The organism is Mesorhizobium sp. M0862, assembly GCF_040319795.1.
Taxonomy (GTDB): domain Bacteria; phylum Pseudomonadota; class Alphaproteobacteria; order Rhizobiales; family Rhizobiaceae; genus Mesorhizobium.
This window is the reverse complement of record NZ_JAMYOJ010000053.1, coordinates 1-2637: the sequence shown is the minus strand read 5'-3', so window position 1 is coordinate 2637 and position 2637 is coordinate 1. Positions and strand designations below refer to the sequence as shown.

Genomic DNA, 2637 nt, shown 5'->3' with positions numbered 1-2637 from the left:
TTGCCCTGGAGGTGACGCGGGGTGGAGCAGCCCGGTAGCTCGTCAGGCTCATAACCTGAAGGTCACAGGTTCAAATCCTGTCCCCGCAACCAACAAAAAAGGGTCCATTCCGGACACATAGGTTACGGTTTATATCGGAGACATGGGTAACACTTTTGGCCCGAAGGGGTTTTGGAGTGGTTCGAGCCTGCATGTCTCATCATCGAAGTAGCCCAAATCATAATCCATGAAGGAAGCCAGCCAGATATGGTCCTCGACCTGTTTGATGCCGACGGTCTGGCCGGCAAAGACGAGGCTGAGGTTGATCTTCTTGCGATTGTAGCAGATGCGGCCGCAGGTGGTGACGGTGACGGCCTTGTCGTGAAACGGATAATCGAGATCCGGCAGGCCGGTATAGATGCGCGGTGACGGGGTGTAGCGCTCGGCTGGACAGGCCATGTCGAGCGCCTGATGTGGGCGTTCTGAGTTGAACTCATCGATGAAGTCATCGAACCTGGCCTGCTGCTGCAGGAAATTGGCGCCAGCCGGTTTGGTGGTTTCCTTCTTGAGAGTCAGGTGCATGCGCTCATGGCGCCTGTTCTGCTGCGGACAGCCCGGCTGGATGCGCTCGATGTCGATGCCCAGGCGCAGCCACCAGACCGACAGTTTGCTGAGATTGAACAGCGCGTTTGGGCTGGCAAAGGGAACGCCATTGTCGGTCCTGATGGCGCTGGGCAGGCCGAACTCTTTGAAAACGCTCTCGAACACCGTGAAGGCATAGGCTTCCTTGGTAGTCGACAACGCCTCGCAGGCGATGAGATAGCGGCTGGCGAAGTCGGTGATCGTCAGCGGATAGCAATAGCGCCGATCGGCGAGCATGAACTCGCCTTTGTAGTCGGCACACCACAGATCGTTGGGCCGATAGCCGTTTGAAAGTGGTGTTCCCATCGCCCTGTTGCGCCTTCGCTTGCGGCGCTCGACCAGGCCATGGCGGTCGAGAACCGCATGCACCGTCGAGATCGCAGGCCGGTGAACGTCAGGATACAGCCGGGCCAACCGTTCGCGTATCTTTGGCGCACCCCAGGTCGGCTTGTCTTGCTTGAGGCGCACAATCAGCTTCTCGATTTGAAACGGAAGCTGATTGGCGTGGCGGTAGGGTCGGCGTGATCGATCCGTCAGCCCCTCAAGGCCACTGTCATTGTAGCGTGTGAGGATCTTGTAGCCGGTCTTGCGCGAGATATCGAACTCACGGCAAAGCACCGCCATCTTCTCGCCGTCCAGCAGCCGGGCAATGAACTTCAGCCGCTCTTCCATGACGTTACACTCCTTCCAAGGCACCTTGCTCTCCTTGCAAAGGGCCGAAAGTGTAACCCATGTCTCCGGAATGAACTGTCACCCATCTCTCGGGAAGGGCAAAGCCCGCTTCACGCGGGCTTTTTGCGTTCGGACCGTGATCGATGGCGATTTTAACCTGCACCAGGGGTCGGAAGCAGGCGAAGCCGACCGTGGGACAGAAAAGCCAAATCATGACCCCCAACCGCCCGCAGCTCGCAGGCCTTTTGTATTCGGCACCTTTGCCCACGCGAAGCCGGTTGGCTCCCGGCTCTGTCAGCGCGGCAACCGCCACGCGCCGGCGCGATGGTGACCGGACGCTTTGGATCCTGCAAAACCAGGCGACGAACCATTCTCTCGCCACCAGATCTTGGAAAACGAACCGTGATCGTGCGCTTCCAATCATTGCTATTATTGCTACCGGGCTTGATCGGCGCCATAATCTTCCAGGAGGTTGCCGTGCCCGACTACGCTCTGAACGAACCACTATGAGAGCTTCATCAGGAAGCAGCTCGAATCAGGCCGCTACAACAATGCCTGAGATGTTCGCGCCGGCCTACGTATGCTCGAGGATTTCGAGGCGGAGCGGGAAAGATGGTTGCGCGAGGAGGTTCCGGCGCGCCTGACCGAGCTCCGGCAGGATTCGGCTAAACTAAGGGCATCCCTGTCGAGACAGTTTTTTCGCGGCTCGAGGCGCGTCATCACGCGAAGCAGGCGAAAGCCAAATAGGCAATGGAGTACCGCATTGTCTTCCACCCCAAGGCGGAAACTGAACTCGACCAGCTCTATGACGACATAGCCGACCCGTGCGTCGCCGGCGATCGCTTGGAATTTCGTTGTCGGCATCCGCGACCATTGCCTGAGCGTGTCGACTTTTCCACAGTGCGGCACAGAGCGGGTCGAGATCATGCCTGGTCCGCGGATCATCGGCTGGCGACGTGCCGTCAGCATTGCTTTCGCAGTCGATGCCGAACGGGTCTGGTCCTGGGTATTTTTTCGCCGGCCGCAACATCACGGCGGAATTGCTGGAAGGCCGGCTCTGAAGCGCTGCTTAGGCTGGCGTGGGGATCGACACTCGCCAGGAGGCGATTCTCAGGCCGATGGCACGCACCTGCCGCCGCCTAGAGGTGGGAGCTTGGTAGAAGAGTGATCCTCAGCGGAACACCACTCACAATTTCAGCCAAGCCAGCTCACGAATTTCCGCCCCGTGGATATCTCCACGAGAAATCGAAAAAACATCGTCGATGACTGTTGACAGTTCTGGTTGGTGGCGACTATATACGCCTCACGAACGAGGGCGGTGCGCCGCTGGCGGCGAAGCAGTTT

At 58.7% G+C, this 2637-nt stretch carries 2 protein-coding genes and 1 tRNA gene; 1 reads left to right on the top strand and 2 read right to left on the bottom strand.

Features of this window, described 5'->3' with window-relative positions; translation table 11 throughout:
- Positions 1-15: 15 nt before the first annotated feature.
- Positions 16-92, top strand: a tRNA-Met gene (locus NKI15_RS31875).
- 37 nt (positions 93-129) lie between these two features.
- On the opposite strand, the gene NKI15_RS31870 is transcribed toward NKI15_RS31875, so the two are convergent.
- Together NKI15_RS31870 and NKI15_RS32085 are read right to left on the bottom strand one after the other, a co-directional pair.
- Positions 130-1317, bottom strand: coding sequence for a helix-turn-helix domain-containing protein (locus tag NKI15_RS31870; protein ID WP_502898741.1), 1188 nt, complete (start codon positions 1315-1317; stop codon positions 130-132).
- Between the two features lie 519 nt (positions 1318-1836).
- Positions 1837-2262 carry a hypothetical protein gene (locus NKI15_RS32085; RefSeq protein WP_198022490.1) on the bottom strand — a complete coding sequence of 142 codons (426 nt, stop codon included), beginning with the start codon at positions 2260-2262 and terminating at the stop codon, positions 1837-1839.
- Between the last annotated feature and the right edge of the window lie 375 nt (positions 2263-2637).